Source organism: Oribacterium sp. HCP3S3_B9 (genome assembly GCF_052064255.1).
In the GTDB taxonomy this organism is placed as follows: Bacteria; Bacillota; Clostridia; order Lachnospirales; family Lachnospiraceae; genus Oribacterium.
On sequence record NZ_JBQHVY010000085.1, the window covers coordinates 1 to 431 of the forward strand.

1 protein-coding gene is annotated in these 431 nt (G+C 42.7%); it reads left to right on the forward strand.

Annotated elements, in window-relative coordinates:
• Positions 1 to 402 (forward strand): hypothetical protein (locus ACTNC3_RS11550; RefSeq protein ID WP_441227521.1); only part of this gene is annotated, 402 nt, incomplete at its 5' end.
• Positions 403 to 431 lie beyond the last annotated feature (29 nt).

Sequence of the window (431 nt, forward strand, 5' to 3'; positions counted from 1 at the left end):
ACTATGGATACTATTAAAATGACTACAGAAGAGCAACTAGCATTAGTTGATTTCATGGCTATCTACAATCTACTAGGGCAACTAGCACAGGGAGACTTCGTTAACTATGACGACACTGCGACGGCTATCCGAATCCACGACAACATGCGTGTGATTGAGTCTGTATTGGAACATGCCGAAGACTCGGTAGAGTTCAAAGACGTTCGCAAGCATTTGCTAAACCTTTCAGATGTCTTGGTAACACGCTGGAAACACTTCTTACCAGAAGCTGACCTAGCAGCTATCGAAGAGTCTACCGATAAGTTCCGTGAAAAAGCTATTGAACGTCTTGTAGAGAATGGACTTTCAGAAGAAGAAGCTCAAGTAGCTGTAGGTAAAATTGGTCTGAACGGAGGAAACTAGATGGCAGTTGTTGGAGTGATCTTACTAAT